A 26,306-nucleotide genomic window follows, 5' to 3' on the forward strand; every position below is an offset into this window, starting at 1 on the left:
CGAAGCTGACCTATGCTTGGCGAAGCGCGGCAATCGCCCACGTCCGCTCTTCCGCGCAAGGAGAAGCGCCATGCGTATTTCTTCACCCTTTCCTCTGCTGTCACTCCTCCTGGGGCTGGCGGTCTGCATCGGTCTCGATACGCCTCCAGCGCAGGCGGCCGAGGCGACAACAACCGAGCAGGTCTTCAGCAACCAAGAGCTCGACCAGATGCTCGCCCCGCTGGCCCTGTACCCCGACGCCCTGCTGGCCCAGGTGCTGATGGCCGCCACCTACCCCGGCGATGTGGCCGACGCGGTGACCTGGTCGACGGAGCATCCGGACGCCAGCGGCGACGATGCCGTGCGCCAGGTGTCCGACCAGCCCTGGGACCCCAGCGTGCAATCGCTGGTGGCCTTCCCCGCCGTGCTGATCACCCTGGGCCAGGACCCCGCCTGGGTACAGAAGGTTGGCGATGCCTTCCTCGCCAGCCCCGACAAGGTGATGGACTCGGTGCAACGCCTACGCCGCCAGGCCAAGGAGGCCGGCAACCTGGAGTCCAACGAGCAGCAGAAGGTCAGCGAACAGCCGGCCGCAGCTCCGGCACAGGCGACCAGCACCGGCGGCAGCAGCCAGCAGACCATCATCATCGAGTCGGCCGATCCGCAGGTGGTCTACGTGCCCAGCTACAACCCCAGCGTGGTCTATGGCACCTGGCCCTACCCGGCCTACCCGCCGGCCTACTACCCGCCGCCACCGGGCTACTACTTCGGCTCCGCGGTGGTGGCCGGCATCGGCTTCGCCGCGGGCGTGGCGATCATCGACTCGCTGTGGGGCGACTGCAATTGGGGCGGTGGCGACATCGACATCGACGTGGACCGCTACAACAACATCAACAGCAATCGCCAGATCAACACCGGCGACAAGACCTGGAAGCACAACGCGGTGAACCGCGACGGCGTGCCCTACCGCGACCGCGCCAGCCGCGAGCAATACGGCCAGCGCCTGGCCAACGGCGAGCAACGCCAGGAGCTGCGCGGCCGCGACACGGCGCGCGCCACCGACCGCGAACGGGCGCGGCAGAGCCTGGAGCAGCGCGGCTTCGACAGCCCGGCCACCAGCAACCGCCAGGCCCGCGAACGGGCGCAGACCGCCAATCGCGACATGCGCAACTCCGATCAGATGCGCCAGCGCGCCCAGTCCGGTCAGCGCGGCACGGCGCAGAGCCGCCAGCAGGCCCGCCAACAGCACGCCACCTCGCGCGGCGCCCGCGACAACGCCTTTGCCGGCGCCCGCACGCCCGACCGGGAACGCGCCTATCAGCAGCGTGGCCAGGCCAGCCGCGCCGCCGCCAGCCGTCCGCAGGCGTCGCGCGCCAGCGGGCGGGCGGTGAGCCGCCCCGCCATGTCCTCGTCCCGCGGCGGCGCCAGACGGCGCTGATAAGGAGACCCGCCATGCACGCGATCCAGCGTCTCACCCTGCTCACCCTGCTGGCCCTGCCCGTGCAGGGACTGCACGCCCAGCAAGCCTTCCCCAGCCCCGAGGAAGCCGCCGCCGCCTTCGTCGCCGCCCTCGGTACCCAGCAGGCCGACGCCACGCGCCTGGCGGCGCTGCTCGGCAACGACTGGCGCAGCTACATCCCGCGCGAGGGTGTCGAGCGCGAGGACGTCGACGCCTTCCTCGCCCTGTACCGGGAAAAACACGAGATCCGCCCGGAGGCCCGCAACCGCTCGCGCCTGGTGGTCGGCAACAGCGCCTGGGAACTGCCGCTGCCACTGGTGCGCGGCAAGGACGGCTGGTTCTTCGACACCCGGGCCGGCGGCGAGACCATCCGCCTGCGCCGCATCGGCCGCAACGAGCTGGCCACCCTGCAGGCGGTGCGCGCCTACCACGATGCGCAGATGGACTACGCCGAGGTGGACCGCGACGGCGATGGCGTACTGGAATACGCCCGGCAGTTCGTCAGCAGCGACGGCAAGCATGACGGCCTGTACTGGCCCGACCAGCCGGGCGTGGAAGAAAGCCCGCTGGGGCCGCTGTTCGGCGACGAGCTGCCGGACGGCGACTGGCACGGCTACCGCTACCGCATCCTCGAAGCCCAGGGCCCTTCGGCACCCGGCGGCGCCTACAACTACCGGCTCGGCAACAACATGAGCCGCGGCTTCGCCCTGATCGCCTGGCCCGCCGATTACGGCAACAGCGGGGTGATGAGCTTCATGATCAGCCACGAGGGCGAAGTATTCGAGAAGGACCTCGGCCCCGAGGGTGACAAGCAGGCGCTGGCCATGGCCCGCTTCGACCCGGACGGCAGCTGGCAGGAGGCGCCGGAGGAAGACCTCCCCTGACCCGCGCGGGGTCCTGAAATCCATCGGGGTGGCAGACATCCGCGGCGATGCCTGCTAGGTTCTGCCGCACCAGTGGACTCGGCGCGCCAGCGCCCTCGATCAGGACGATTTGCATGCGCACCCTCTTCATCCTCGCCGTCCTGCTACCCGCCCTAGTCCATGCCAACGGCCTGCAGCTGGATCACCGTGACGGCGAGCAGCGCTTCTATCGCGGCCAGCTCGCCCTGCGCGGCGAATACAGCTACCGCCCCCACGACGAAATCAACTCGCAGCTGTGCTTCTTTCCCCAGGGCCCGAGCGCAGCCGCCATTCCCCGCGACCAGGACGACGCCCGCCTGCCCTGGTTCTACTTCGCCAACCAGGCACAGGCCTTCGCCCAGCTCGGCGTTCCGGCACAGCTGCCAGGCGGCAAATGCGTGATCGCCGGCACCGCGCGCATCCTGGTCTCCCAATACAAGGTCGATGCCCGCGCCATGGACGTATCCGATCTCGCTCGCCTGGACGCCGTCCAGGACCGAGGCCGGGCCGAACTGCAAGACTGCGAGGAATAAGCCATGCACCAGCACCACTCCATCAACTATCTTGAAATCCCCTGCCGCGAACCCGAGGCGAGCAAGGTCTTCTTCACCCAGGTGTTCGGCTGGAACTTCGTCGACTACGGCCCGGACTACAGCTGCTTCGTCGGCGCCGGTATCGATGGCGGCTTCTTCCGCGCGGCGCTGGATTTCGCCAGCGACCGCGGCTGCCCACTGCTCGTGCTGTATAGCGCCGACCTCAACGCCACGCAGAATGCGGTAGAGGCGGCAGGCGGGCGCATCCTCAAGCCGGTGTTCGCCTTCCCCGGTGGCCGCCGCTTCCACTTCGCCGATCCCAGCGGCAACGAATACGCCGTCTGGTCGGAATAAGGCGACTTTCTCGCCTTTCTGGACGACGAAACGGCCGTATCAAGCGCTTTGTCGTCAAATGTGCGACGTCATCCTTTTGGCTGAGTAATCTGCCGAACACGGCCAAGTGCCATCATTCGACTCTCACCGGCTAAAGCCGAAGCGCCATATCGCCGATATGTGCGGCTACAACGAACAAGAACGGAGCCTCCCATGCAACAAGGGCTATTAACCACCCTCATGCCGCAGACAGAGCTGGCCCCCAGCGACCAACTGCTGAGCCGGATGCTCGCCTTCTTCAGCCTGTGCGGCCTCACCATCGGTCTGTACAGCGGCATCAAGTGGGCTCGCCTGGGCAACGACGCCCTGGTGCAGGGCTCGCTGCTGCTGATCATCGGCATGCCGCTGGCCCTGCTGATGCTGCGCCAGGCCTGGCTGCCGGCCCGCGCGGTGGCCAATTTCGCCATGGCGCTGATCAGCAGCTACGCGATGATCCTCATCTACCAACTCGGCGGCCTGCACTCCGCGCACATCTTCTGGCCGCTGGTGGTGATCGGCTTCGCCTACCTGCTGCTGGGCGGGCGCAGCGCGGCGTTCTGGGGCCTGCTGCAGCTGGTCTTCGTGTTCTGGCTGATCCGTCTGGACCGCTCCGGCGCAGCCCTGCCGCAGTTCGAGCTAAGCGCGCGCGACGCCATGGTCAACGAATATTCGGGCTTCCTGCTGCCGGTGATCACCATGTGGCTGGCCCAGTGGTACAGCGCGCGGGTGCGCCAGCAGGCGCTGGACGGCGCCCAGCAGCATCTGCAGGAGGCCGAGCGGGTTGGCAAGGCCGCCACCGCCGGCAGCCAGCAACTGGCCAGCCTGCTCGACGAGGTGCGCCACAGCGCCAGCGACCTGCGCCAGCTGTCGCAGCAGCTCTACCGCACCCTCGACAACATGCGCCAGCGCTGCCAGAGCATCGATGGCGATGTGCAGCAGCAGGCGGACGCCATGCACCAGCTCGACCTGGCCGTGCATGAGGTGCTCGCCAGCCTGGCCCAGAGCACCGCGCACATGCAGCAGCTGAGCCAGGACACCCAGCACAGCAGCGGCCAGGTCACCGCCTGCGCCACCCGCATGCAACAGGCCCAGGACAGCATGCAGGCGATCCAGGCGAGCAACCAGCGCATCGCCGAATCCATGCAGATGATCAGCGCCATCGCCCAGCAGACCAATCTGTTGGCGCTCAACGCCGCCATCGAGGCGGCCCGTGCCGGCCAGCACGGGCGCGGCTTCGCGGTGGTAGCCGACGAGGTGCGCTCGCTGTCCCAGCGCAGCAACCAGACCGCCGACACGGTGCAGAGCGTGCTCGGCCAGTCCGAACAGATCGTCAACACCGGTGCCGGGCAGGTCAGTGACGTGGGCGAGGCCCTGGCCGAGAACGCCAGCCTCACCGCCAACCTCTCCGGCGCCATCCTCGAACACAGCCAGGCGCTGGATCAGGCCCATCAGCAGTTGATCCGGGTGCGCGACCACAGCGCAGCGCAACGCGAGGCCAGCCAGCGCCAGCGCGCCGCCAGCGCCGAACTGCTCAGCGCCCAGGAGTCGCTGGTCAGCCTGGGCGAGCATCTGGAACAGCTGTCGCAGCAGCTGCATCAGCGGGTGGAACAGCGCTGAGCCTGCGGCGTACCTCCAGCCGGCTGAGCCTGACCCTGCTGGCGCTGCTGATCGGCGCAATCGCCGCGGCCGCGCTGCAGATCGCCCGCTACGCTGGCGAGCCGGCGCCCGCCAGGGTCGATGCGGTGATCGTGCTGGGTGCCGCCGTGTGGCAGAACCGGCCATCGCCGGTGTTCGAGGAGCGGATCAAGCACGGCATCCACCTGATCCAGCAGCAGGCGGCGAACTACCTGATCCTCACCGGCGGCATCGGCATGGCGGATGCGCACGCCGAATCCGCGGTCGCCCACCAGTACGCCCTCGCCGCCGGGGTTCCGGCCCGGCGCATGCTGACCGAGGCGGTTTCCACCGTCACCGCCGAAAACCTGGCCCAGGCCTGCGCGCTGATGAAACAGCACGGGCTCGGCAACGCGCTGATCGTCAGCGATCCCCTGCACATGAAGCGGGCGATGACGCTGGCACGCGACATCGGCATCACCGCCTACGCCGCACCCACGCCCACCAGCCGCTATCGCAGCTGGAATACCAAGGCCGAATCGCTGGCCTACGAGACCTTCTTCTACCTCGGCCATCTGGCCATACGGCTCACGCCCGCCGCACCGCGCTGCGCCAGATAAGCGCCTGCGGTGCTCTAGATCGGGACCGTGCGGAAACATCCGGGCACAGTGCGAGGCTTTCTCGACGGCGCGGTACTGTCCTAAAAATGCCGCGGTTTCCATCGCCAGGACTCTTCCCATGCCCAGGATAAATTCCACCCTGCTGTGCGCCGCCCTGCTGGCCAGCAGCACCGCCCTCCATGCCGCCACGCCGAGCTACGGCGAACAGCTGGAAGGCTTCGACTATCCCTATCCGCAGCAGCGCTTCAACTTCCAGTCCCAGGGCCAGAGCCTGTCCATGGCCTACATGGATGTCGCCGCCACGGGCCAGGCCAACGGCCATACCGCGGTGCTGCTGCACGGCAAGAACTTCTGCGGCGCCACCTGGGAGCCGACCATCAAGACCCTGAGCGACAAGGGCTACCGGGTGATCGCGCCGGACCAGGTCGGCTTCTGCGCCTCCAGCAAACCGCGTGGCTACCAGTTCAGCTTCAACCAGCTGGCGCTGAATACCCAGGCCCTGCTGGACCAGCTCGGCGTAGCCAAGGTCACGCTGATCGGCCACTCAATGGGCGGCATGCTCGCCGCCCGCTTCACCATCAATCACCCACAGACGGTAGAGCAGCTGGTACTGGTCAACCCCATCGGCCTGGAGGATTGGCAGGCCGAGGGCGTGCCCTACGCCAGCATTGACCAGCTCAACCAGGGCGAGCTGAAGGCCAGCTTCGAGAGCATCAAGAACTACCAGCTGCGCTTCTACTACAACGGCCAGTGGCAGCCGGAATACGACCGCTGGGTGGACATGCAGGTCGGCCTGTACCACGGCAAGGGCCGCGAGATCGTCGCCTGGAACCAGGCGCAAACCGCAGAGATGCTGTTCAGCCAGCCGGTGATCCACGAGTTCGGCCGTATCCAGGCGCCGACCCTGCTGCTGATCGGTGGCAAGGACCGCACCGCGCCCGGCGCCAATCGCGCGCCCAAGGAACTCGCCGAGCGCCTGGGCAACTATCCGCAGCTGGGCCGCAAGGCCGCCGCCGCATTACCGAATGGCACGCTGGTAGAGTTCCCCGAACTGGGCCATTCGCCGCAGGTCGAGGCGCCGGAGCGCTTCCACCGGGCGCTGCTGAAAGGCCTGATCACCATGTAAAGGGTGCTATCGCCACCTCGCTGCCGGCCGGTCCATGGCACGGCAACGACCGCGTGAAGAAAGCCGGCATCTGCCGGCTTTTGCGCTTCTGGACGGCGCCTGCACTGCCGACCATGCTTAGCGCATCGGGGAAAGAGGGTCGAACCATGCCTGGTCGGCGCCTATGGGTTCTGCCATTGCTCAGTGGCCTGCTGGTATCTGCGGTGCACGCCGAGGACTGGCCGCAGCTCAGACTGTGTTACGAGAGTCAGGACCTGTCGCCCTATACCAGCGCCCCTCCCGGGTTGGCGGCAGAGCATCCCGGCCTGGTGATGGAGCTGATCGAGCAGGCGGCGCGCACTGCGCAGCTGCAGCTGGTGTTGCATCGCCAGCCCTGGAAGCGTTGCGTGCATGAGGTGCGCCAGGGCGCCAGCGACGGCGTGTTCGTCGCCGTGTGGTGGGCCGATCGCGATGCCTGGGGACGCTTTCCGGGACGCTCCGTCGATAGCCAGACTCCCGTCGACCCCAGCCGCAGCCTGTGGCCGGCCGATTACCGGATCATCGTACGGCCCGACAGCGCGCTGCAGTGGGACGGCCAGCGTTTTCAGGGCATCACCCATGGCGTCGGCGCACCGCTGGGCTACGCGGTCAGCCAGTACCTGCAGAGCCTGGGAGTGCTGGCCAATGAATCGCTGACGCCAGCCACCGCGCTCAGGCTGGTGGCGGCGGGACGCCTGGACGGCTATGTGCTGGAGACCGAGCTGGGCCTGGCCCTGATCAAGCGTGAGGGCCTGCAGGGGCAACTGGTACAACTGCCCACGCCCCTGGTGCAGGCCCACTGGTACCTGCCGCTTTCGCATCAGTTCTACGCCGCCCACCCCGAGCGCGCCGAGCGGCTCTGGCAGGCCATCGGCGAGCAGCGCCAGCAACGCGAAGCAGAGCTGCGCCAGCGCTATCTGAGCCGTTAGCACCTTCTCAGCCCAACAGAAACGAAAAAGCCGGCATTCGCCGGCTTGTTCATCCACCCATCACATCAGTCGTTGCTCGGTTTGTTCACCGCCTGCAGCACGTACTGCGGCAGGGCGAAGGCGCCCAGGTGGATCTCCGGGTTGTAGTAGCGGGTGACGATGCCGCTGCCGGCGAAGCGCTGACGCAGGGTGTCCAGCGGTAGCTTGCGGTAGTCCGCGGAGGTAGCCCCCCAGGCAAAGGTCATGCTGCCGCCGATATAGGTCGGCACGGCGGCCATGTAGAAGTGCCAGTCGGCGAACAGGCCGTCCATGCGTGCGGCGGTGTTCTGCACGCCGTCTAGCTGCATGAACGGCGTGCCGTTCTGGGTGACCAGGATGCCGCCGTCGTTCAGGCAACGGCGGCAGGCCTGGTAGAAGTTCTCGGAGAACAGCACCTCGCCCGGACCGATCGGGTCGGTGGAGTCGGAGATGATCACATCGAACTTCTCGGTGGTGGTCGCCACGAAGTTCATGCCGTCGTCGATCACCAGGTTCAGCCGTGGGTCGTCATAGGCGCCGCAACTGTGGTTGGGCAGGAACTCCTTGCACATATCGACCACGGTGCCGTCGATCTCGACCATGGTGATGCTCTCCACGCCGCGGTGCTTGCGCACCTCGCGCAGCATGCCACCGTCGCCGCCGCCGATGATCAGCACGCGCTTGGCGTTGCCGTGGGCCAGGATCGGCACATGGGTGAGCATCTCGTGGTAGATGAACTCGTCGGCCTCGGTGGTCTGGATCACCCCGTCCAGCGCCATCACCCGGCCCATGCGGGCGTTCTCGAAGATCACCAGATGCTGGTGCTCGGTGCGCACCTCGTGCAGCAGCCTGTCCATGCGAAAGCGCTGGCCATAGCCGTCGTAGAGAGTTTCTTGGTAATCGCTCATGGGTGACCCCCGTCGTCGCTGGTGGATTCGGACGGACCAGGCCCGCCCATGAAGAAGGCGCGCATTGTAAGGAGATACGCCCGGCGGCTCCAGCCGGGCGAGGCAACAGGATGTGTGACTAGAACTTCATGTTGCCGCGCGGACCCAGCAACGCCCAGATGATCAGGCCGACTACCGGCAGCAACGCGATCAGGGCCACCCAGAGCACCTTCTTCAGGGTATCGGCCTGGCTCCTCACCACATTGATGATCGCCCAGATATCCAGGGCGAAGATGATCAGCGACATAAGGCTGTAGAGCATGGTGTCACTCCTTGTGAGGTGGGGCTACAACCTAGGATAACCAGCGCAGCGGCGCCGTCGCAAAGCTCGCCACAGGGCGCAAAGCCCCTAAAAACGCCGACATGCGACATATTTCTATGTTTTTACGACAGCATGTGACTCCAAGGTCAGGTTTCGCCATCAACAGTTCACAGGCCGCGGCAATACGTGCTTTCGCTGGCCAGATCGCACATTGGGCATCCTTGGAGAACAGACCCATGAACACCTCGCTCCGCGTCAACGAAGCTCTTCTGATCGCCGGCCGCGCCTTCCAGCCGTTCCAGTGTGTCGCCTGGCAACCGCAGGACGGTACCGGCGTGATCACCCTGGCGGTGATCGACCGCACCAACCGCCGCCTGAGCCAGGCCCAGCTGGACAGCCGCACCTATGCCGACCCGGCGCAGCTGGCCGACGCCCTGGCCCAGTCCCGCGAGCAGATCAGCCGTCAGGGCTATTCGCTCGATCCCTGGAGCATGCCCGAGTAACTCTCCGCTCCCCCGGCCTGCCGCCAACAGAAGCCCCCTGCGCCATCCGGCCCAGGGGGCTTCGCTTTTCTGTACGAACCTAACGGCTGCCGCCCCGTCTACTCACTAACAGCCACAGACGGAGGCGCCGCATGAGCACCGCCCTGAGCCTCGAAGAGGCACTGCACATCGTCGAACAAGCCTTCCTGCCGCATGCCTGCGAAACCCGGGCGGACAGCGAAGACGCCAGCTTCTCCTTCCGCGTATTCGATGATAGCGACGTCGAGCTGCTGTCCCAGGCGCATGTGGCGCGCTCGCAGTATGGCGACCCGGCGCGCCTGGCCGGCCTGGTCGAGCTGGCGCGCCTGGAGCTGAGCAAGGATGGCTACGAGCTGGCGCCCTGGTCCATGCCCTGGAGCAATCCGCAGATCGGTTGAGGAGGTGCGCATGGAAGCTTTCGACTGGCAGCGCATGCTGCTCGATGATTTTCCCGTGGCCTTCCTTGGCGAGGTAGCGCTGCGCGCCTGCCTGGCCTACGCGGCCGTGTTCATCTTCCTCAAGGTCTCCGGGCGGCGCGGCGTGCGCCAGCTGTCGCTGTTCGAGCTGGTGGTGATCCTCACCCTCGGCTCGGCCGCCGGCGACATGTCGTTCTACCACGACGTACCGCTGCTGCCGGTCGCCATGGTGTTCATCACCCTGCTGGTGCTCTACAGCCTGACCACCCGCCTGATGAAGCACAGCCCGCGCTTCGGCAACTGGGTCGAGGGCAAGCCGGTGGTGATCATTCGCGACGGCCTGTACGAGCTCGGCGCCCTGGAGGCGCAGAACATCTCCAGCGACGAATTCCACATGGAGCTGCGCCGCGCCGGCGTACAGCACCTGGGCCAGGTGCGCCTGGGCATCCTCGAGGTCGATGGCGATCTCAGCCTGTACTGCTTCCCCGCCGAGGAGACCCACAGCGGCCTGTCGGTGCTGCCGGAAGAGCTCAATCCGACCTACCAGCACATCCCCGCCGACGGGCTGTATGCCTGCAACCGCTGTGGCAATCCGCAGCCGCTACAGGCCAAACATGACGCCACCTGCGCCCGCTGCGGCGGCGAGCTGTGGAACCAGGCTCTGGACTGGAAGCGCGAGCGATGAGCGAACAGGCGCCGCCGCTGGCCAGTGGCACCTGCCCACAGCCGGCCGACGAGCGGGAAGACACCGGCACCGCGCTGTGCCCCGTGCTGCCGCCGGACCTGGTGTATGTCGATGACCGCCAGGCCGGCATCAGCCGCCGCAAGCTGCGCGGCCACTTCGCCTATTTCGACGTGGACGGCGAGCGCATTCGCGACGCCGACGAGATCAAGCGCATCAACGCCCTGGCGATTCCGCCGGCCTACACCGACGTGTGGATCTGCCCCGATCCGCGCGGCCATCTGCAGGCGGTCGGCCGCGACGCCCGCGGGCGCAAGCAGTACCGCTACCACCCGCGCTGGCGCGAGGTGCGCGATTGCAACAAGTACGAGCGCCTGCTCGACTTCGGCCGCGCCCTGCCCGGCCTGCGCCGTCAGGTGGAGGAGCATCTGGCCCTGCGCGATCTGGGCCGCGACAAGGTGATGGCCACGGTGGTCGCCCTGCTCGACTCGACTCTGATCCGCGTCGGCAATCCGCAGTACGCGCGGGACAACAAGTCCTTCGGCCTCACCACCCTGCGCAACCGCCATGTCGAGGTGGCCGGCGCCGCCATCCGCTTCCACTTCCGCGGCAAGAGCGGTGTCGAGCACCGCGTCAGCCTCACCCACCCGCGCCTGGCCCGGGCGGTACGGCGCTGCATGGAGCTGCCTGGCCAGCAGCTATTCCAGTACCTGGACGAGGCCGGCGAGCGCCGTGGGGTCAGCTCGGCGGACGTCAACCAGTACCTGCAGAGCCACGCCGGCAGCGATTTCACCGCCAAGGACTACCGCACCTGGGCCGGCAGCGCCCTGGCCCTGCAACGCCTGCGCGAACTGCGCCCGAGCAGCGACAGCGAAGCCAGAAGCCAGGTGGTGGAGGTCACCCGCCAGGTCTCACGCCTGCTCGGCAACACCCCGGCCATCTGCCGCAAGTGCTACATCCATCCGGCGGTGATCGACGCCTTCCTCGACGGCAGCCTGGCTGCACTGCGCGCCGCTAAGCCACGCCAGGGCCTGCGCGAGGAAGAGAGCCTGCTGCTGCGCTTTCTCGAGCGCCTGTCGCAGACCAACTGAGCGACTGGCCATATCTGTGGGGTGATTGTCCTTGTTGCCAGAACCGGGCGGGCGCAGACTCGCCACAAGCTTCTGGAGAAACCCCATGCGCACCATCGCCAGCCTGATCTACCCCGATGTGATGAGCCTCGACGTCACCGGCCCGCTGCAGGTATTCGCCTCGGCCAACGTCGAGCTGCGCCGTCAGGGCCAGGCCGAGGCGTATCGACTGCTGGTGCTGGCCGATGAACCCGGTGCGTTGGCCACCTCCGCCGGCTTCCGCCTGGTCGCCGACCAGGCCTGGCGCGACTGCGATCCGGCCGGGCTGGACACCCTGCTGATCCCCGGTGGCCTGGGTGAGACCGCGCAATGCGCCAATCAGGCGCTGCTGGCCTGGCTGCGCGGCGCCGAGCCGCAGATCCGCCGCCTCGGCTCGGTGTGCTCCGGCGCGCTGATCCTGGCCGCCGCCGGCCTGCTCGACGGGCGCCGCGCCACCACGCACTGGGCCGATGTGGCGGCCCTGCGCTGCCACGAGCGCATCGAGGTGGACGGCGATCGCCTGCATACCTACGACCCGACCGGCCGCGACGGCGATGCCCATGTCTTCACCTCGGCCGGGGTCACCGCCGGCATCGACCTGGCCCTGGCGCTGGTCGAGGCCGACCTGGGCCGCCCGCTGGCCCTGGCCGTGGCCCGGCGCCTGGTGATGTTCCTGCGCCGCCCCGGCGGCCAGGCGCAGTTCAGCGCCCTGCTCGCCCCGGACGCCAGCCGCACGCCGCGCCTGCTCGGCCTACTGGAATGGATGGCGCAGAACCTGGCCGCCGACCTGTCGCTGGAGGCTTTGGCGCAGCAGGCCCATCTCTCCGCGCGCAGCCTGTCGCGGCTGTTCGTCCAGGAGCTGGGCATGGGTCCCGGTCGCTACGTTGAACAGCTGCGCCTGGAATCGGCGCGTCTGCTGCTGCAGGACGCCGGCGCCTCGATCAGCACCGTGGCGCGGCTGACCGGCTTCCGCCATCCGGAGAACCTGCGCCGCACCTTCCACAAACACCTGTCGGTGAGCCCCCAGGACTACGCCGAACGCTTCGCCTGAATCACTCACCCCCTCGCGCCAAGGAGAACCACCATGCTGCAACTGCGCCCCGGCTGCGAATGCTGCGACCGCGACCTGCCACCCGAGTCGCTGGACGCGCGCATCTGCTCCTTCGAATGCACTTTCTGCGTCGACTGCGCGCAAGACCGCCTGCAGGGCATCTGCCCGAACTGTGGTGGCGAGCTGGTGCGCCGGCCGATACGCCCCGCCGCCAAGCTGGCGCGCTCGCCCGCCACCAGCGAACGCACCTTCAAACCCGCCGGCTGCGCCGCCTCGGAGTGACGAGCATGTTCGATCTAGTACACAAGCTGCGCGGCGATGCCGCCAACCTGCCGCCACGCTCCAGCTGGCAGCAGATCGCCCTGGCCTGGCTCGGTGGCGCGCTGGCCATCGCCTGCGTCGCCAGCACCGGCAACTGGTTGTCGCTGAGCCTGCTGCTCGGCTCCTTCGGTGCCTCCTGCGTGCTGGTGTTCGGCTACCCCGACCTGCCGTTCTCGCAACCACGCAACCTGGTCGGCGGCCATCTGCTCAGCTCGCTGGTCGGCCTGCTTCTGCTGCAGGCCTTCGGCCCGCAGTGGTGGGCACTGGCCCTGGCGGTCGGCACGGCCATCGCGCTGATGATGCTGACCCGCACCGTGCATCCGCCGGCCGGTTCCAACCCGGTGATCATCTTCCTCGCCCAGCCGGGCTGGGATTTCCTGCTGTTCCCCACCCTCACCGGCGCCCTGCTGCTGATGCTGGTGGCACTGGTCTACAACAACGCCACGCGTACAGCGCGCTACCCCAAGTACTGGTGACCTCAATGCTGCTCCTGCGCAACCCCACGCTGCTGCGTCTGTTCATCGCCCAGGCCCTGTTCTGGAGCTGCGCGATGATCGGCATCACCCTGACCTCGCTGGTCGGCCTGCAGCTGGCGCCGCTCAACGGCCTGGCCACCCTGCCCCTGGCGCTGCTGGTGCTCGGCTATCTGCTGGCGACCCAGCCGTTATCGGCCTTCATGCAGCGCCGCGGGCGCCGCGCGGGGCTGTTGCTCGGCGCCGGCGCCGGTGTGCTCGGCGGCCTGCTCAGCACGCTGGGCGTGTGGCTGGCGGACTTCTGGCTGTTCTGCCTGGGCGCCCTGCCCATCGGCGTGTACCAGGCCTCGGCCATGTACTACCGCTTCGCCGCCCTGGAGGCGGTGGACGACGCGCACAAGGGCCGCGCCGCCGCCTGGGTGATCGGCGGCGGCCTGTGCGCCGCGCTGCTGGCGCCGACGCTGACCCTGTGGGCCCGCGATGCCCTGGAGCGGCCCTTCGTCGGCGCCTACCTGCTGGTCGCGCTGCTCGCCACCCTGGCCATCGCTCTGCTTGCCGGTCTGCGCCAGGGCGCGCTGCCGCCACCTGCCAGCCGTGGCCTGGCTGCCATGCGTGGGCTGCTGGCTCGACCAATCGTGCGCAGCGCCATGCTCATCACCGCCATCGGCAACGGTCTGATGGTCCTGGTGATGAACGCCACGCCGCTGGCCATGAGCTTCTGTGGTTTGCCGCTGGAGGCCGGTGCCGAGGTGATTCGCTGGCACATGGTCGGCATGTTCCTGCCGGCCTTCGTCGCCGGCCCGCTGGTGGATCGCCTAGGGTGCAAACGCGTGGCCCTGCTGGGCATCGTGCTGCTGACCGCCAGCGCCGCCATTGCCCTGAGCGGCGAGCTGCAGGGACATTTCCTGGTCTCGTCCCTGCTGCTCGGCATGGGCTGGAACCTGATGCTGGTGGCCGGCACCACCCTGCTCGGCCAGGGCCACTCCGCCGATGAGCGCGGCCAGGCCCAAGGGCTGATGGAGCTGGGCAATGGCAGCGTGGCAGCGGCCGCGTCGTTCGCCTCGGGCGCGCTGATCAGTGGCCTGGGCTGGAGTCCGGTGAACCTGGCGATGCTCGGTCTGCTGGCGGTGGCGCTGCTGGCCCTGGTCGGCGGAGCGCGGCGCACGGAAGAAGCGGCGAGTTCTTAGGCTGGACTCGGCGGTGTACTGCCTGCGGCGAATACACCTTACATAGAGCCACACCCAACAGAGGAGCTGGCCCTAGCCGCCGTGCACCGAGACCTGATTGCGCCCGCCGTGCTTGGACTGGTAGAGGGCGCGGTCGGCCCACTCGATCAGCTGCTGGTGGTCCTGACTGGGCTGCCCCAGGTCCGCCACGCCGAGGCTGATGGTGAAGCGGATTTCCTGACCATCGGCCTCGACCACCAGCGCCTCCACCAGCTGACGCAGACGCTCGGCGAACAGCCGGGCGCTGACCTTGTCGACATCCGGCAGCAGCACCACGAACTCCTCACCGCCATAGCGCCCGGCGACATCCGTATCGCGGATGGCCTCGCGCACCACCTCGGCGACGAACTGGATCACCTTGTCGCCGGCCGGGTGGCCATAGGTGTCGTTGATCTTCTTGAAGTGATCGATATCGAAGATCACCAGCGCCGCCATACTGCCGTAGCGGCGATGGCGCGAATACTCGCGGCGCAGCTCCTCTTCCCAGTAACCCCGGTTGTTCAGCCCGGTGAGCCGGTCGGTGCGCGACAGGTGCTTGAGCTGGCTGTTGGCCGACTGCAGCTGGTGCTTGTTCACCGCCACGTCGGTGACGTCGTAGATGATCAGGCAGATGTGCTCGATGCGGCTGTTGGTGGCCTGCAGCGGCAGGATGGTGGTGTTCTGGTACATGAAATCTTCCTGCCCGGTGATGGGCTGGTAGTTCTTGAACCGCACCAGGTAGGGCCGCTGCTCCCAGATGGTGAAGGCCGGGGTGCCGAGGGTGGCGACGCTGTCCACCTTGTGGCGGAACCATTCCTGCTCCACCTCGGGGAACAACTCGAAGAAGGACCTCCGCAGCACCTCTTCCGGGGTGCGCCCGGAGCGGTTCTCCATGAAGCTGTTCCACACCTCGACGCGGAATTCGCGGTCCAGCACCACCACGCCCACGTCGATGCTCTGCACTATCGTCAGCAGCCAGTGGAACTCGTTGAGATCGATGTTCTCGGCCATGTTCAACCCATCATGTAGGCGAGTTTTTTGGTCAGCAGCGGCACCGAGTCCTCGGTGAACAGCAGCATCAGGTCGAAGTGGATATCGTGCCCCTCGATGCTGTAGCTGAATTCCACCGCCAGGGTCTTGCGCCAGCGCTGCTGATTGAGGCGGATCAGCTCGTCGATCGGCGCATGCTGGCCGAGGATCTGCGGGTGGCCCTGGGAGAACTTGATGTTGATCTGCTCGGCGATGCCGCTGAGGCAGGCGCCGATCAGCACGCTGGACATGTCCAGCAGCATCTCCATGGAGGAGCTTTCGATGGCGCTGCGGTGCAGCAGCTTGGCCATGTCCCCCACTTCCGAGTCATGGAAGATCAGCAGCGCCTCGCCGGAGATGCCGCCGCCGATATAGCCCTGGCACACGGCGGTGAGGCGTTGGTCGCTCTGCGCATCGGCCAGTGCCATGTGCAGCTCGCCGACCTCGAGGATGTTGACGTTGGGCAGCGGCAGCTGCACGAACACGCCCAGCACCCGCGCCAGCAGCGCGGCGGCGCGGCCCATGGCGACGTTGATCACCTCGCGGAAGGCATCGCGGAAGTTCACCGACGGCTCGCCCAGCTCGCTCGGATCGCGCGGCGCTGCGGTGACGGCCTCGTCGAACAGGCCGAGGCGCTGCAGGGTCTCGCGCACCAGCTCGGGCTCGGCCGGCTTCTTCAGGAAGGCCAGCGCGCCCAGCTCGGTGACACGGCGCACGGCCTCGTCCTGCACGTCACCGGAGACCACGATGACCTTGCACTGCAGGCCCTCGTCGCGCAGGCCGGCGAGCACGCCGTAGCCGTCCAGCACCGGCATGGTCAGGTCGAGCAACAGCAGGTCGATACCGCCCTGGCGAATCCGCTCCAGGGCCTCCGCCCCGTTGGTGGCCTGGCTGATCTGCACGGGCCACTCCGCGGGCAGGGCGCGCAGCAACTGCTTGCGCGCCATGGCGGAGTCATCGCAGACCAGCAGGGAAATGGTCGCCATCGGCAATCCTCGTAACGCATGGGCCGGATCGGTACTACCAGCCTTCTTGTTAGCACTGTTGCCACTGCGAGTCACGACGAAGCGGCAGCAAAAGGGCGGATAAGGAAGCACCTTTCACCGACAAAAGCCATATCAATGTGCCATCACCGGCAGTCTATGTCGCCATTTGCGAAGGCGCGCACGCTTGGCCTGAAGCCTTTCCCTCTGAAGCCTCACCGGCACGGCTGAAACCATGGCTCCTGCCCCAATCCCGGGCGCCCACTTTCAGGAGTCACCGATGACCATCATCGTCACCGGCAGGAAGCTGGAGCAGAGCATCGCGGAGGATGCCTTTCGCAATGCCAGCCAGTACCTGCGCCAATCCCGCTTCGCCACCTTCGTGTTCAACGAACTGATGACCGTACCCCAGCTGCTGCACATCGAAGTCACCGCCGGCCCAGGCGATCGTAGCCGGGAGGGCTGGCGCCCGCCGCGCAGCAGCGAGCCCAATGGCGCAGGGCGCCTGCTGTGGAACCTGGGCAGCGCATACGGCGGTGCCGAGCAGACCGACAGCGCCCCGGCATTGGTGCTGGCCCACGAGCTCGGCCAGGCCTACTGCCATCTGGCCGGGCGGGTGGCGTACCTGAGCCACCTGAGCCAGGCGATGCGCGAGCAGCTGGACCGGCTGGATATCGGCGCCATCGACAACATCCTGGCGCTGCAACTGCGGGACAAGGCCTACCCCGGCAACCTGCGCCATTCCACCCTGCTGCCCTGAGACAAGGAGTCCACCATGCTCATTCGCACCCTATGCTGTGCCCTCGCCCTGTCCGTCACCAGCGCCCAGGCCCTGCAGACCGGGCAGCTGCCCGAGCGGCGCCTGCGCGAACTCTCCGCCACCCTGGCCGACACCGCCGGCAACAGCCATTGGCAGCAGCTGTGGAAACGCAGCCGCGATGCCGGCTACTTCCGCACCGATGGCACACAGGCACGCTTCACCCTGCCCATGACCAGCATCCCCGACAGAGTGCGCGAGACCCTGAGCCAGGCCGACAGCGTCACACCCGAGCAACCGACCCTGGCCCTGTACCGGCGCGACTTCGCTCCCCAAGTCACGGGCGTGGAAGGCGCGCAGAACCTCACCGCGATCTGCCTGCGCGTGGACTGGCGCAGCGTGCCGGACGAGCCACAGCCCGAGCAGCTGTTCGGCGCCAGCCTGCTGCTCACCTACCCTTGCCGCTGAAAGCCCGGGGCGCGGCCGCGGCCGCGCCCCGTAGCCCATCTCACAACAGGCTGCCGAGCAGCTGCGCCTCCTGCTTGCGCCGGGTCGGGTAGCGATCGCCGAAGTTGGCCAGGTTGGCGCAGGTGGTGGACCAGTCGTGGGCCACCACCTGCCGCCAGAAGTTCGGCGTGCGCGAGGCCAGGTCGCCGTACTGGAAGGCCACCGAGGCGATCACCGTCTGCGCCGCGCCCGGCAGTGCGGCGAAATCGCCACCGCCGGCCTTGGTGAAGGCGGCTGACAGGCGGTCGACGAAGGGCAGCTTGAAGGCCTCGTCGATGGCCTCGGCCTCGGCCGCGCTGACCGTCAGTGGCTGGCGCGCCAGGCAGGCCGCCGCCTGCTGGCCGATCAGCCCCAGATAGGGGCTCAGGCGCTGCACCAGCCCGGCTTCCAGGCCCAGCCTCTGCAGGTCCGCCAGATGGCGCTGGCCGAGATCGAAACCGGTGGCGATGGTTACTCCACTGCGGCTGTTGGCGGCGTCCGGCACGTAGCCGCGCGTGGCCGGGCCGCCTTCGAGGCGGGCGATGAAACTGAAGTCGATGGCATAGCGGGACATGGTGGTTCTCCTTGGTTGAGGGAACCGCAGTCCATCACCCGCTCCGGCGAAACATCAGCTTGAACAATTTCCTGACCAATCAGGGGACAAATTTCCCCATTAAACCCCAGGCCAGAGCATCCCTAGCATCCTTGTAAGTCCACAAGACCAACAAGGAGCACGACCATGGACGAAAATGACCTCAAGCAGGTCGATGTCAGGCAACTGCCACACTCGCTGCAAGAACTGATCGAATGCGTCGGCCTGGAGAACGCCTACCGGCTGACCTGCTGTTTCGGTGGACGACCCAAATACATCCCCAAGTACCCCGCGCGCTCGACCCTCACCCTGATCCTTCCCCCGGAAGCCCTTTCCGCCCTGATCCAGCGTTACGCCGGCCTGTCCATCGAGGTGCCCAAGGCCGATCACTTCAGCCGCCAGATCCGCAACCAGCAGATCTTCCAGGAAAGCTGCGATGGCCTCTCGCGCAGCGCCCTGGCCGACAAGTACGGCCTCAGCCTGCGCCAGATCGGCAACATCCGGCGCCAGGAACACGAGACACACCGGTAAGTAGTTCCCACTGAATTCGAGGCCAACGCAGTCATAGCCTGGAATTGCGCATTTCGCGCAAATTATAAGGAGATTGACACATGTCCCAGATAGATACCGGCCTGATCGGCTCAGTTATCAATGCCCTGCCCCTCGACCGAATGATCTCCGGTCCGCTGCAGGCGATGATCACGGCCCAGGTCCAAGCCAGTAAGGCGTACGCCGACTTCCTGATGAGCGTGTGTATTCAGGACGGCAAGGCGGTATCCGTACAGTTCGACTATGACGAGACGTTGGTCGATGAGAACGGGGTGTACCAGGGCACGGTGACCAAAAAGATGCGCATCCCGCTGCTGGCTGCCATCAGTCACCCGAACATCACCGTCGAGGAAGGCACCATCGACTTCGAGCTGACCATCAACCAGATGGCCGAGGACACCAGCGAGACCGCTGGCCAGGGCAGCTTCGAGGCCAAGCTGGGCTGGGGCCCGTTCAGCGTCACGGTGAAGGGCTCGGTGAGCCACAAGTCGACCCAGACCCGCAAGACCGACACCCGCGCGCGCTATGCGATCCACACCAAGATCGCGCGCCAGGATCCGCCGGAAGCCCTGATGCGGGTGATCGACTTCCTCACCGACGCGGCCACCAAGCCGGTGATGCTGCCCAACACCCAGGCCGCCAGCAAGGACGCCCTGCCCACCGACGGCCTGGTGCCCGACCCGGCCAAGGCCCAGGCGGACGCCGCCGCCAAGAAAGACGGCAAGTAAGCAGCGCAACCGACCCCGCCGCGAGGCGGGGTCACCTCACCCCGCATAAGCAAGGAGCCCCACGATGGCGCTGTTTTCCAAGAAGGAACCCATGACCGCCAGCGACCTGAGCCACATCACCCGTGGCCTGCACCAGGCGGCAGCCGCCACCCACCAGGTGATCGCCCAGCAGTACATCAAGCTGTTCGACCAGTTCTTCGACTACGACCCCAACGACCTGGGCACGCCGATGAAGGCCAAGATGGTCGAGGTGGCCCTGGATGACGGCCATATCCTCAATATCCCGCTGATCACCCTGGTTGCCCCGCGCGGCCTGGCGCTGGCAGGCATGAAGGTCGACCTGTCGGTGAAGATGCAGGGCACCGAGCTGGAGAAGGCCCGCGACAAACTGCAGAACGGCGAGCTGCAGAGCGAGCGCTTCTTCGTCACCTTCGGCCAGGAGAAGCGCAAGGGCCAGCAGCGCGACCCGGACGAGATCGCCATCAGCATGGTGTTCAAGGCCTGCGAGCCGCCGGAAGCGGTCAATCGCCTGCTGGAGGAGTACACCAACCTGATCAGCCCGATACGCACCCAGCCCGAACCCGCGGCGATACCGAATCCGGCACCGGCGCCGAGCGGCGGCGAGGCGCCGGCCAGCTGAATGTTCGCCGTACTGGCTGGCCTGCTGTACGGCCTGGCGACCCTGTGCTGGCTGTTGTTCTGGCACCGCGCCATGCTGGCGCCGACGCTGCTGCGCCGCTACCCGCTGTTGCGCGCGCCCTGGCTCGGCGGCGCGCTGGTGCAGCTGTTCGGTGCGCTGCTGGCGCTGCAGCACGGCGCATCGCCGGGACGCGAGTTCGAGGCCGTACTGTTCGACGTGCTGCATAGCCGGGCGGACCTGGTGCTGTCCGCCTCGGCCAGCATCCTGGTGGTGGCCACGGTGGTCTACGGCGTCAACCAGCAGGCCCCGCCGCAACCCTTTATCCGCCTGATGTCCTTCGCCCTGGTGGCGCTGCTCGGCTTCATGCTGCCGGTGGTGTGGATACCGCCGCAGCACGAGGAGTGGATGAGCCTGCTGCGCCATGTGCAGACCGCCTCGTTCAACTGGGGCCTGTTCCTGATGTGCGCCGGCCTGCTGATCCTGCTGCAGGATCTGATCGAGGACAGCGCCGCGGGCGAAGAATCGCGGCGCTGACGCATCGCTCAGTCGGAGCCCAGGGTCATGTTGCGGTCGCCACTGCTGGCACTGATGCGCCAGCGCTGACCGAGGGCGTAGAACACCCCGAGGCCACCGAAGAAGGCCATGAACACCCCGCCGGCCAGCAGCACCCAGAGTTCCTTGGTCTCGCCGGGATCGGCCACTGCCGCGTGAATCATCCACAGGCCCATGGCCGACAGGCACAGGCCGACGCCGACACCCAGCACGGTGCGCAGGCGGGTGGCGGCATGGCCGTGGTGCTGGTGGATCAGCGCCACCAGCTGCTCCAGATCGTGGGGACCGACGCCGACATCGGCGTCATCCTCGATCTGCACACCGCCGTAGATCAGATGCAGACGCACGGCCTGATCCAGCCAGCCGTGGTCGCTGGTGTGCACGATGATGCTCTTGCCCATGGTGTTGCTCCTTGCAATATGAGGGAGCACCAGCCTTGCCCGATGCCGCGCGGCACAGCAGCGGGAGCGATTTCCCAGGCAACAAAAAAGGCGCCCGCAGGCGCCTTTTTTCAGCAGCGAGGAACACTCAGTAGTAGGCGTTCTCGCGGTTGCTGTGGTCGGTCACGTCGCGCACGCCCTTGAGCTCGGGAATGCGCTCCAGCAGGGTCTTCTCGATGCCTTCCTTGAGGGTGAAGTCGGCCTGACCACAGCCCTGGCAGCCGCCGCCGAAACGCAGCACGGCGATGCCTTCCTCGACCACGTCGACCAGGCTCACCTGGCCGCCGTGGCTGGCCAGGCCCGGGTTGATCTCGGTCTGCAGGTAGTAGTTGATGCGCTCGGTGACCGGGCTGTCCTCGTTGACCATCGGCACCTTGGCGTTCGGCGCCTTGATGGTCAGCTGGCCGCCCATGCGGTCGGTGGCGTAGTCGACCACGGCGTCTTCCAGGAAGGGTTCGCTGACGGCGTCGATCCAGGCGGTGAATTCCTTCAGCGCCAGAGCGGTGTCTTCGGCCTTCTGCTCACCCGGCTTGCAGTAGGCGATGCAGGTTTCCGCGTAGGGCGTGCCGGGCTGGGTGATGAACACACGAATGCCGATGCCGGTGGTGTTCTGCTTCTTCAGCAGATCGGACAGATAATCGTGGGCCGCGTCGGTAATGATGATGGCGCTCATGGCAACTCCTCGCAAAACATGGGGCCAGTGTACGCCAATCGACTGGCAGGGATAAAGTCCTAGTAATTTAGTAGGAATAATTCCCAGCACCGACTCCGCTAGAATGCACACTCGATTTCCCTGAGTTAGCCCCACCATGACCGACTGGATCACCGCCCTGCCCAAGGCCGAACTGCACCTGCACCTGGAAGGCTCGCTGGAGCCCGAGCTGCTGTTCGCCCTCGCCGAGCGCAACAGGATCGCCCTGCCCTGGGCCGACGTGGACAGCCTGCGCGCCGCCTACGCCTTCAACAACCTCCAGGAATTCCTCGACCTCTATTACCAGGGCGCCAATGTCCTGCGTACCGAGCAGGACTTCTACGACCTGACCTGGGCCTACCTGCTCAAGTGCAAGGAACAGGGGGTGATCCACACCGAGCCGTTTTTCGACCCGCAGACCCACACCGACCGCGGCATCCCCTTCGAAGTGGTACTGCACGGCATCCGGCAGGCGCTGGTCGATGGCGAGAAGCAGCTCGGCATCAGCCACGGCCTGATCCTCAGCTTCCTGCGCCACCTGTCCGAGGAGGAGGCGTTCAAGACCCTGGAACAGGCCATGCCGTTCCGCGACGCCTTCGTCGCCGTCGGTCTGGACAGCTCGGAGATGGGCTTCCCGCCGCGCCTGTTCGAGCGGGTGTTCGCCAAGGCCCGCAGCGAAGGCCTGCTCACCGTGGCCCACGCCGGCGAGGAAGGCCCGCCCGAGTACATCTGGGAGGCGCTAGATCTGCTCAAGATCGAGCGTATCGACCACGGCGTGCGCGCCATCGAGGACGAACGCCTGATGCAGCGCATCATCGACGAGCAGATCCCGCTGACCGTCTGCCCGCTGTCCAACATCAAGCTCTGCGTGTTCGACAACATGGCCCAGCACAACATCCTGGCCATGCTCGAGCGCGGCGTGAAGGTGACGGTGAACTCCGACGACCCGGCCTACTTCGGCGGCTATGTCGGCGAGAACTTTGCCGCCCTGGAGCGCGACCTGGGCATGACCCGCGAGCAGGCCGCCCGTCTGGCCAGCAACAGCCTCGAGGCCAGGCTGGTAAAGTAGCGCGCTTTTTTCGCCTACCCAGTCAAGATTCGGAGTTGTAGATGTCCCGTTTCGCCACCGGCCTGAGCCTGGCCGTCACCCTTCTCAGCGGCCAGGCCATGGCCGCCGACCTGCTGCAATGGCAGGACAACAGCCTGACCTACCTCAACGGCATCGACTTCAAGGTCGACCCGCCCCGGCAGCAGACCCTGACCTTCGAGCACGCCAGCGGCTGGAGCTTCGGTGACCTGTTCATCTTCGTCGACGGCATCAAGTACAACACCGAGGCCACCAACGGCGCCGGCGACGGCCACAGCTTCTACGGCGAGATCAGCCCGCGCCTGTCGTTCGGCAAGCTCAGCGGCAGCGACCTGTCGTTCGGCCCGATCAAGGACGTGCTGCTGGCGGCCACCTACGAGTTCGGCGAGGACGATGTCGATTCCTACCTGCTCGGTCCGGCCGTCGACCTGAACGTACCCGGCTTCGACTTCTTCCAGCTCAACACCTACTACCGCGAGACCGACGGCCAGCGCGACGGCAGCGGCGTGTGGCAGATCACCCCGGCCTGGAGCTACACCGTGGCCGTGGGCGACTCCGATCTGGTGATCGACGGTTTCATGGACTGGGTGGTGGACAACGACGACAGCTACCACGCCAACCTGCACTTCAACCCACAGATCAAGTACGACATGGCCAAGGCCATGGGCTGGGGCAAGCGTTTCTACGTGGGCGTCGAGTACGACTACTGGAGCGACAAATACAGCATCGACGATGACGGCTATGTCGGCGACGAGATCCTCGGCGGTACCGACCAGAGCGCCATCAGCCTGCTGCTGAAGGGCCACTTCTGAGCACGCGCACCTGAAACAGAAAGCCCGCCAATCGGCGGGCTTTTTTCATCCGGCTCAGAGGTTCTGGTAGCGGTTCATGTCCAGCACGCCTGCCTCCACCGGCTCGGTCTCGCGGATATAGGCCGACAGGTCGTGGAAGTACTGCCAGAACTGCGGATGGCTGCGGCGAATGCCCCAGCGCTGCACCAGCTTGTCGAACGCCGCCGGGTCGCGCGCCTGCTCCAGGGCACCGACGAACGCCGGCACCTCGCTCGCCGGCAGGCTGAACATGAAGTTCGGGTAGCTGGTCAGTACGCCTGGATACACCGTCAGGGTGTCCAGCCCCGGCTGGTAGCGCAGCGATTCGCCGGTCATGAAGGCCACGTTGCTGTGCGCACGGTTGCGCAGCAGGCTGTACACCTCGCGCTTGCCGTCGGCCAGCTCGACCCGTAGCAGAGTCGCCTCGGGCAGCTGGTCGATCACCTTGAGGCCGCCGGCCGGGCGCCCGGGCAGGCGGCTCAGGGCCTGTTCGGCATCCTCCAGCTCGGCCGACAGGCCCGGGCGATGGCAGTCGGCAGCCTCGCAGCGGTTCAGCGGGTCGGGCCGCGCATTGAGGTCGGCGTAGCGCGCCAGCAGCGCCTGGGCGAAGGCGCCCTTGGCCCCCTGCCCCGGCAGATTGATGCCGGTGGCGGTGTCCAGATCGGCAGCGGTGTAATCCAGCCACATCTTCAGCTTGCCGCCGTCCTGGTACCAGTCGTCCAGGTAGACCTGGCGCGACTCCGGCGGCAACAGGCGGAGGAAGTTCAGCTCGGCGCCGTTGCGGATCAGGTCGAAGTACAGGCGGGTCTGCGCCTGGTGGGCGACATTGCCGAACACGTCGAAGTTGACCACCAGCTGGTAGTAGGTGCGCTCGAACAGCGGGTAGTCCATCAGCCACAGGGTCTGCGGAACCTCGCCGATCAGGCCCTTGCGCACCATGGCGCTGTCATGGTGGCGGTAGATCGACAGCAAGGCGTTGTCGTTGCCGGCCCAGATGGTCGACCAGCCCGGCACCGGCGCATCGGCATAGGCACCGCGACGCAGGTCTTCGTACTCGTTGCGCTTGTCGCGGTAGGCCTTCCACAGGCCGAGCAGGTCGCCGATCTCGTCGAACTGGCCGGGCATGGCCAGCAGCGGCGTGGCCTGGGCGCGGTACTCGGCATCGGTGATGTAGAGGTCGTGCTGCGGGTCCTGGAACAGCGCCCAGAAGTTGTCGCGGATCACGTCGGTGGCGATCTGTCCGCGGCACACCGGGCCACGGATGAAGGTGCGCACGAAGTACTCGGCGTTATCCAGCATGAACTGGTAGCGCGCCTGGGGCGGAATCGCGGCGAAGGTCTCGAACGGGTTGGCGCGGCGCTGGGCGCCATAGCCGGGCACGGCGTCCACCGTCCAGTCGCTGGCGTAGAACAGCTCGCGCACCCGCTCCAGCTTTTTCGCGCTCAGCGGGTAGGTGATATGGGTCTTGTGCACGATCACGCCCTGGATCGGCCACAGGCGGTAGTACACCTGGGCGCCCGGGTCCTCGTTGGGCCGGCGGGTGGCGATGGGGTCGATCGGCTGGCCGCTCGGCGTGCGCGAGCGCACCAGCTGGAAGAAATGCCCCGGCTCGCCGCCCTCGAAGTACAGGTGGGCGAGGAACAGGTGCTCGAACAGCCAGCGGTTGACCAGGCTCTCCCGCGCGCCGGGCGCATTGAGGAAGGCTTCCCACTCGGCCAGCTGCTTCTGCTCGGTGGCGGACGGCTGAAGCGCCTGCTCTTCCACCGGGGCGCCTTCCTTCAGCCATTGCTGCAGGGTGGCGTACTCGGCATCGCTGAGGCCGGCGACGGCGAAAGGCATGCCGGCATGGGCGAACTTCTTGGCATAGGCATCGAACTCGCCGGGCAGCGGGCACTGGTTGTCCCGCTCGATGGAAATGTCCAGGTCGGCCGGCAGCTTGGCATTGGGCTGCAGCGGGTTGCTGCGCCCCAGCTCCAGCATGCGCGCCAGCAGCGCGGCCTGGCCGGCCTGCGGATCGAGCACCGAATGGAAGCCCTTGTCGCGCCAGGCCGCCTCGCCCTGAGCGTCGAAGTACAGGCGTGTGCTGGCCTGCGCCTTGGTCCGCCCGCCGTCGTACACCGGCAGCTTGTTGGCCCCGCGCAGCACGCCCTCGCCGCTGCCCAGGTTGAGCTGGCAGGGCGAGTCGTAGCAGGCGTGGCAGGCCACGCACTTGTTGGTCAGGATCGGCTGGACGTCACGACTGTAGGAAACCGGCTCGGCAGCGAACAGCGGCGCGCACAGCAGCGCCAACGGGGCGAGAAAACGACGGGGCATGGCAAGGTCCTTATGCAGCGAGCGAGCATTGTACGGCCCTGACAGCGAAACGGCCCAATATGAGCCATTTTC

The 26,306-nt window shown here is 66.9% G+C and carries 32 protein-coding genes; 24 read left to right on the forward strand and 8 right to left on the reverse strand.

The window, feature by feature from the left end:
- Positions 1–70 precede the first annotated feature (70 nt).
- From OH686_RS03115 to OH686_RS03150, 8 genes are all read left to right on the forward strand, one after another.
- Positions 71–1,417 (forward strand): DUF3300 domain-containing protein, encoded by a 1,347-nt coding sequence (locus OH686_RS03115; protein ID WP_289536117.1) that lies wholly within the window; start codon positions 71–73, stop codon positions 1,415–1,417.
- Between the two features lie 14 nt (positions 1,418–1,431).
- Positions 1,432–2,322 (forward strand): DUF2950 domain-containing protein, encoded by an 891-nt coding sequence (locus OH686_RS03120; protein ID WP_289536118.1) that lies wholly within the window; start codon positions 1,432–1,434, stop codon positions 2,320–2,322.
- A gap of 113 nt (positions 2,323–2,435) precedes the next feature.
- Positions 2,436–2,873: a hypothetical protein gene (locus OH686_RS03125; protein WP_289536119.1), complete on the forward strand. Its 438-nt coding sequence runs from the start codon at positions 2,436–2,438 to the stop codon at positions 2,871–2,873.
- 3 nt (positions 2,874–2,876) lie between these two features.
- A complete protein-coding gene (locus tag OH686_RS03130; protein ID WP_289536120.1) occupies positions 2,877–3,227 on the forward strand; it encodes a VOC family protein in 351 nt (116 codons plus the stop codon).
- Between the two features lie 1,095 nt (positions 3,228–4,322).
- On the forward strand, positions 4,323–4,862 hold the full coding sequence (locus tag OH686_RS23310) for a methyl-accepting chemotaxis protein (protein WP_502942796.1): 540 nt from the start codon (positions 4,323–4,325) through the stop codon (positions 4,860–4,862).
- Positions 4,863–4,987: 125 nt separating this feature from the next.
- Positions 4,988–5,479 (forward strand): YdcF family protein, encoded by a 492-nt coding sequence (locus tag OH686_RS03140; protein ID WP_289536122.1) that lies wholly within the window; start codon positions 4,988–4,990, stop codon positions 5,477–5,479.
- A gap of 118 nt (positions 5,480–5,597) precedes the next feature.
- Positions 5,598–6,605, forward strand: a complete 1,008-nt coding sequence (locus tag OH686_RS03145; RefSeq protein WP_289536123.1) for an alpha/beta fold hydrolase — start codon at positions 5,598–5,600, stop codon at positions 6,603–6,605.
- A gap of 146 nt (positions 6,606–6,751) precedes the next feature.
- Positions 6,752–7,552: a substrate-binding periplasmic protein gene (locus OH686_RS03150; RefSeq protein ID WP_289536124.1), complete on the forward strand. Its 801-nt coding sequence runs from the start codon at positions 6,752–6,754 to the stop codon at positions 7,550–7,552.
- 65 nt (positions 7,553–7,617) lie between these two features.
- Here OH686_RS03150 and speE read toward each other — a convergent pair whose 3' ends face one another.
- Entirely contained in the window at positions 7,618–8,478 is an 861-nt protein-coding gene (gene speE / locus OH686_RS03155) for a polyamine aminopropyltransferase (protein ID WP_289536125.1), read from the reverse strand.
- 118 nt (positions 8,479–8,596) lie between these two features.
- A complete protein-coding gene (locus OH686_RS03160; protein WP_289536126.1) occupies positions 8,597–8,779 on the reverse strand; it encodes a PLD nuclease N-terminal domain-containing protein in 183 nt (60 codons plus the stop codon).
- 236 nt (positions 8,780–9,015) lie between these two features.
- On the opposite strand from OH686_RS03160, the gene OH686_RS03165 reads away from it, so the two are divergent.
- The 8 genes from OH686_RS03165 to OH686_RS03200 all read left to right on the forward strand — a co-directional run bounded on the left by OH686_RS03165 (position 9,016) and on the right by OH686_RS03200 (position 14,539).
- A complete protein-coding gene (locus OH686_RS03165) occupies positions 9,016–9,282 on the forward strand; it encodes a hypothetical protein (RefSeq protein ID WP_137972742.1) in 267 nt (88 codons plus the stop codon).
- Positions 9,283–9,413: 131 nt separating this feature from the next.
- Positions 9,414–9,698 carry a DUF1652 domain-containing protein gene (locus OH686_RS03170; RefSeq protein WP_137972741.1) on the forward strand — a complete coding sequence of 95 codons (285 nt, stop codon included), beginning with the start codon at positions 9,414–9,416 and terminating at the stop codon, positions 9,696–9,698.
- A gap of 10 nt (positions 9,699–9,708) precedes the next feature.
- Entirely contained in the window at positions 9,709–10,401 is a 693-nt protein-coding gene (locus OH686_RS03175) for a DUF421 domain-containing protein (protein WP_289536127.1), read from the forward strand.
- Positions 10,398–11,489 (forward strand): DNA topoisomerase IB, encoded by a 1,092-nt coding sequence (locus tag OH686_RS03180; protein ID WP_289536128.1) that lies wholly within the window; start codon positions 10,398–10,400, stop codon positions 11,487–11,489. The genes OH686_RS03175 and OH686_RS03180 overlap by 4 nt, the downstream gene beginning before the upstream one ends.
- Before the next feature lie 85 nt (positions 11,490–11,574).
- Entirely contained in the window at positions 11,575–12,558 is a 984-nt protein-coding gene (locus OH686_RS03185; RefSeq protein ID WP_289536129.1) for a GlxA family transcriptional regulator, read from the forward strand.
- Between the two features lie 33 nt (positions 12,559–12,591).
- Positions 12,592–12,840, forward strand: coding sequence for a DUF1272 domain-containing protein (locus OH686_RS03190; protein WP_137972737.1), 249 nt, complete (start codon positions 12,592–12,594; stop codon positions 12,838–12,840).
- 5 nt (positions 12,841–12,845) lie between these two features.
- Entirely contained in the window at positions 12,846–13,355 is a 510-nt protein-coding gene (locus OH686_RS03195; RefSeq protein WP_289536130.1) for an HPP family protein, read from the forward strand.
- 8 nt (positions 13,356–13,363) lie between these two features.
- Complete coding sequence (locus OH686_RS03200; RefSeq protein ID WP_289538800.1) at positions 13,364–14,539, forward strand: MFS transporter; 1,176 nt, start codon at positions 13,364–13,366, stop codon at positions 14,537–14,539.
- 72 nt (positions 14,540–14,611) lie between these two features.
- Here the strand turns inward: OH686_RS03200 and OH686_RS03205 are convergent, their stop codons facing one another.
- On the reverse strand, positions 14,612–15,568 hold the full coding sequence (locus OH686_RS03205; RefSeq protein WP_137972734.1) for a sensor domain-containing diguanylate cyclase: 957 nt from the start codon (positions 15,566–15,568) through the stop codon (positions 14,612–14,614).
- Between the two features lie 2 nt (positions 15,569–15,570).
- Entirely contained in the window at positions 15,571–16,572 is a 1,002-nt protein-coding gene (locus tag OH686_RS03210; RefSeq protein ID WP_289536131.1) for a response regulator, read from the reverse strand.
- Between the two features lie 277 nt (positions 16,573–16,849).
- On the opposite strand from OH686_RS03210, the gene OH686_RS03215 reads away from it, so the two are divergent.
- Together OH686_RS03215 and OH686_RS03220 are read left to right on the forward strand one after the other, a co-directional pair.
- Entirely contained in the window at positions 16,850–17,329 is a 480-nt protein-coding gene (locus OH686_RS03215; RefSeq protein WP_289536132.1) for a hypothetical protein, read from the forward strand.
- Between the two features lie 15 nt (positions 17,330–17,344).
- Complete coding sequence (locus OH686_RS03220) at positions 17,345–17,794, forward strand: hypothetical protein (protein ID WP_289536133.1); 450 nt, start codon at positions 17,345–17,347, stop codon at positions 17,792–17,794.
- Positions 17,795–17,834: 40 nt separating this feature from the next.
- Here the strand turns inward: OH686_RS03220 and OH686_RS03225 are convergent, their stop codons facing one another.
- The gene (locus OH686_RS03225) at positions 17,835–18,386 is read right to left on the reverse strand and encodes a pesticin C-terminus-like muramidase (RefSeq protein WP_289536134.1); all 552 of its coding nucleotides are present in this window, start codon (positions 18,384–18,386) and stop codon (positions 17,835–17,837) included.
- 165 nt (positions 18,387–18,551) lie between these two features.
- On the opposite strand from OH686_RS03225, the gene OH686_RS03230 reads away from it, so the two are divergent.
- The 4 genes from OH686_RS03230 (at position 18,552) to OH686_RS03245 (ending at position 20,855) form a co-directional block, all read left to right on the forward strand.
- Positions 18,552–18,935, forward strand: coding sequence for a Mor transcription activator family protein (locus OH686_RS03230; RefSeq protein ID WP_137972730.1), 384 nt, complete (start codon positions 18,552–18,554; stop codon positions 18,933–18,935).
- 80 nt (positions 18,936–19,015) lie between these two features.
- On the forward strand, positions 19,016–19,681 hold the full coding sequence (locus OH686_RS03235) for a DUF2589 domain-containing protein (protein WP_289536135.1): 666 nt from the start codon (positions 19,016–19,018) through the stop codon (positions 19,679–19,681).
- A gap of 64 nt (positions 19,682–19,745) precedes the next feature.
- Positions 19,746–20,321 carry a DUF2589 domain-containing protein gene (locus tag OH686_RS03240; RefSeq protein ID WP_289536136.1) on the forward strand — a complete coding sequence of 192 codons (576 nt, stop codon included), beginning with the start codon at positions 19,746–19,748 and terminating at the stop codon, positions 20,319–20,321.
- On the forward strand, positions 20,322–20,855 hold the full coding sequence (locus OH686_RS03245) for a hypothetical protein (RefSeq protein ID WP_289536137.1): 534 nt from the start codon (positions 20,322–20,324) through the stop codon (positions 20,853–20,855).
- An 8-nt stretch (positions 20,856–20,863) separates the two neighbouring features.
- On the opposite strand, the gene OH686_RS03250 is transcribed toward OH686_RS03245, so the two are convergent.
- Together OH686_RS03250 and nfuA are read right to left on the reverse strand one after the other, a co-directional pair.
- The gene (locus OH686_RS03250; RefSeq protein ID WP_289536138.1) at positions 20,864–21,274 is read right to left on the reverse strand and encodes a hypothetical protein; all 411 of its coding nucleotides are present in this window, start codon (positions 21,272–21,274) and stop codon (positions 20,864–20,866) included.
- A gap of 127 nt (positions 21,275–21,401) precedes the next feature.
- Positions 21,402–21,986 carry a Fe-S biogenesis protein NfuA gene (nfuA, locus tag OH686_RS03255; RefSeq protein WP_137972725.1) on the reverse strand — a complete coding sequence of 195 codons (585 nt, stop codon included), beginning with the start codon at positions 21,984–21,986 and terminating at the stop codon, positions 21,402–21,404.
- A gap of 136 nt (positions 21,987–22,122) precedes the next feature.
- Between nfuA and OH686_RS03260 the strand changes: the two genes are divergently transcribed.
- Positions 22,123–23,073 carry an adenosine deaminase gene (locus OH686_RS03260; RefSeq protein WP_289536139.1) on the forward strand — a complete coding sequence of 317 codons (951 nt, stop codon included), beginning with the start codon at positions 22,123–22,125 and terminating at the stop codon, positions 23,071–23,073.
- Positions 23,074–23,114: 41 nt separating this feature from the next.
- Positions 23,115–23,903 carry an outer membrane protein OmpK gene (locus OH686_RS03265; protein ID WP_289536140.1) on the forward strand — a complete coding sequence of 263 codons (789 nt, stop codon included), beginning with the start codon at positions 23,115–23,117 and terminating at the stop codon, positions 23,901–23,903.
- Between the two features lie 54 nt (positions 23,904–23,957).
- Here the strand turns inward: OH686_RS03265 and OH686_RS03270 are convergent, their stop codons facing one another.
- Positions 23,958–26,234, reverse strand: a complete 2,277-nt coding sequence (locus tag OH686_RS03270) for a fatty acid cis/trans isomerase (RefSeq protein ID WP_289536141.1) — start codon at positions 26,232–26,234, stop codon at positions 23,958–23,960.
- Between the last annotated feature and the right edge of the window lie 72 nt (positions 26,235–26,306).

The sequence above is a fragment of the Pseudomonas sp. SO81 genome (genome assembly GCF_030374125.1).
GTDB lineage: Bacteria > Pseudomonadota > Gammaproteobacteria > Pseudomonadales > Pseudomonadaceae > Aquipseudomonas.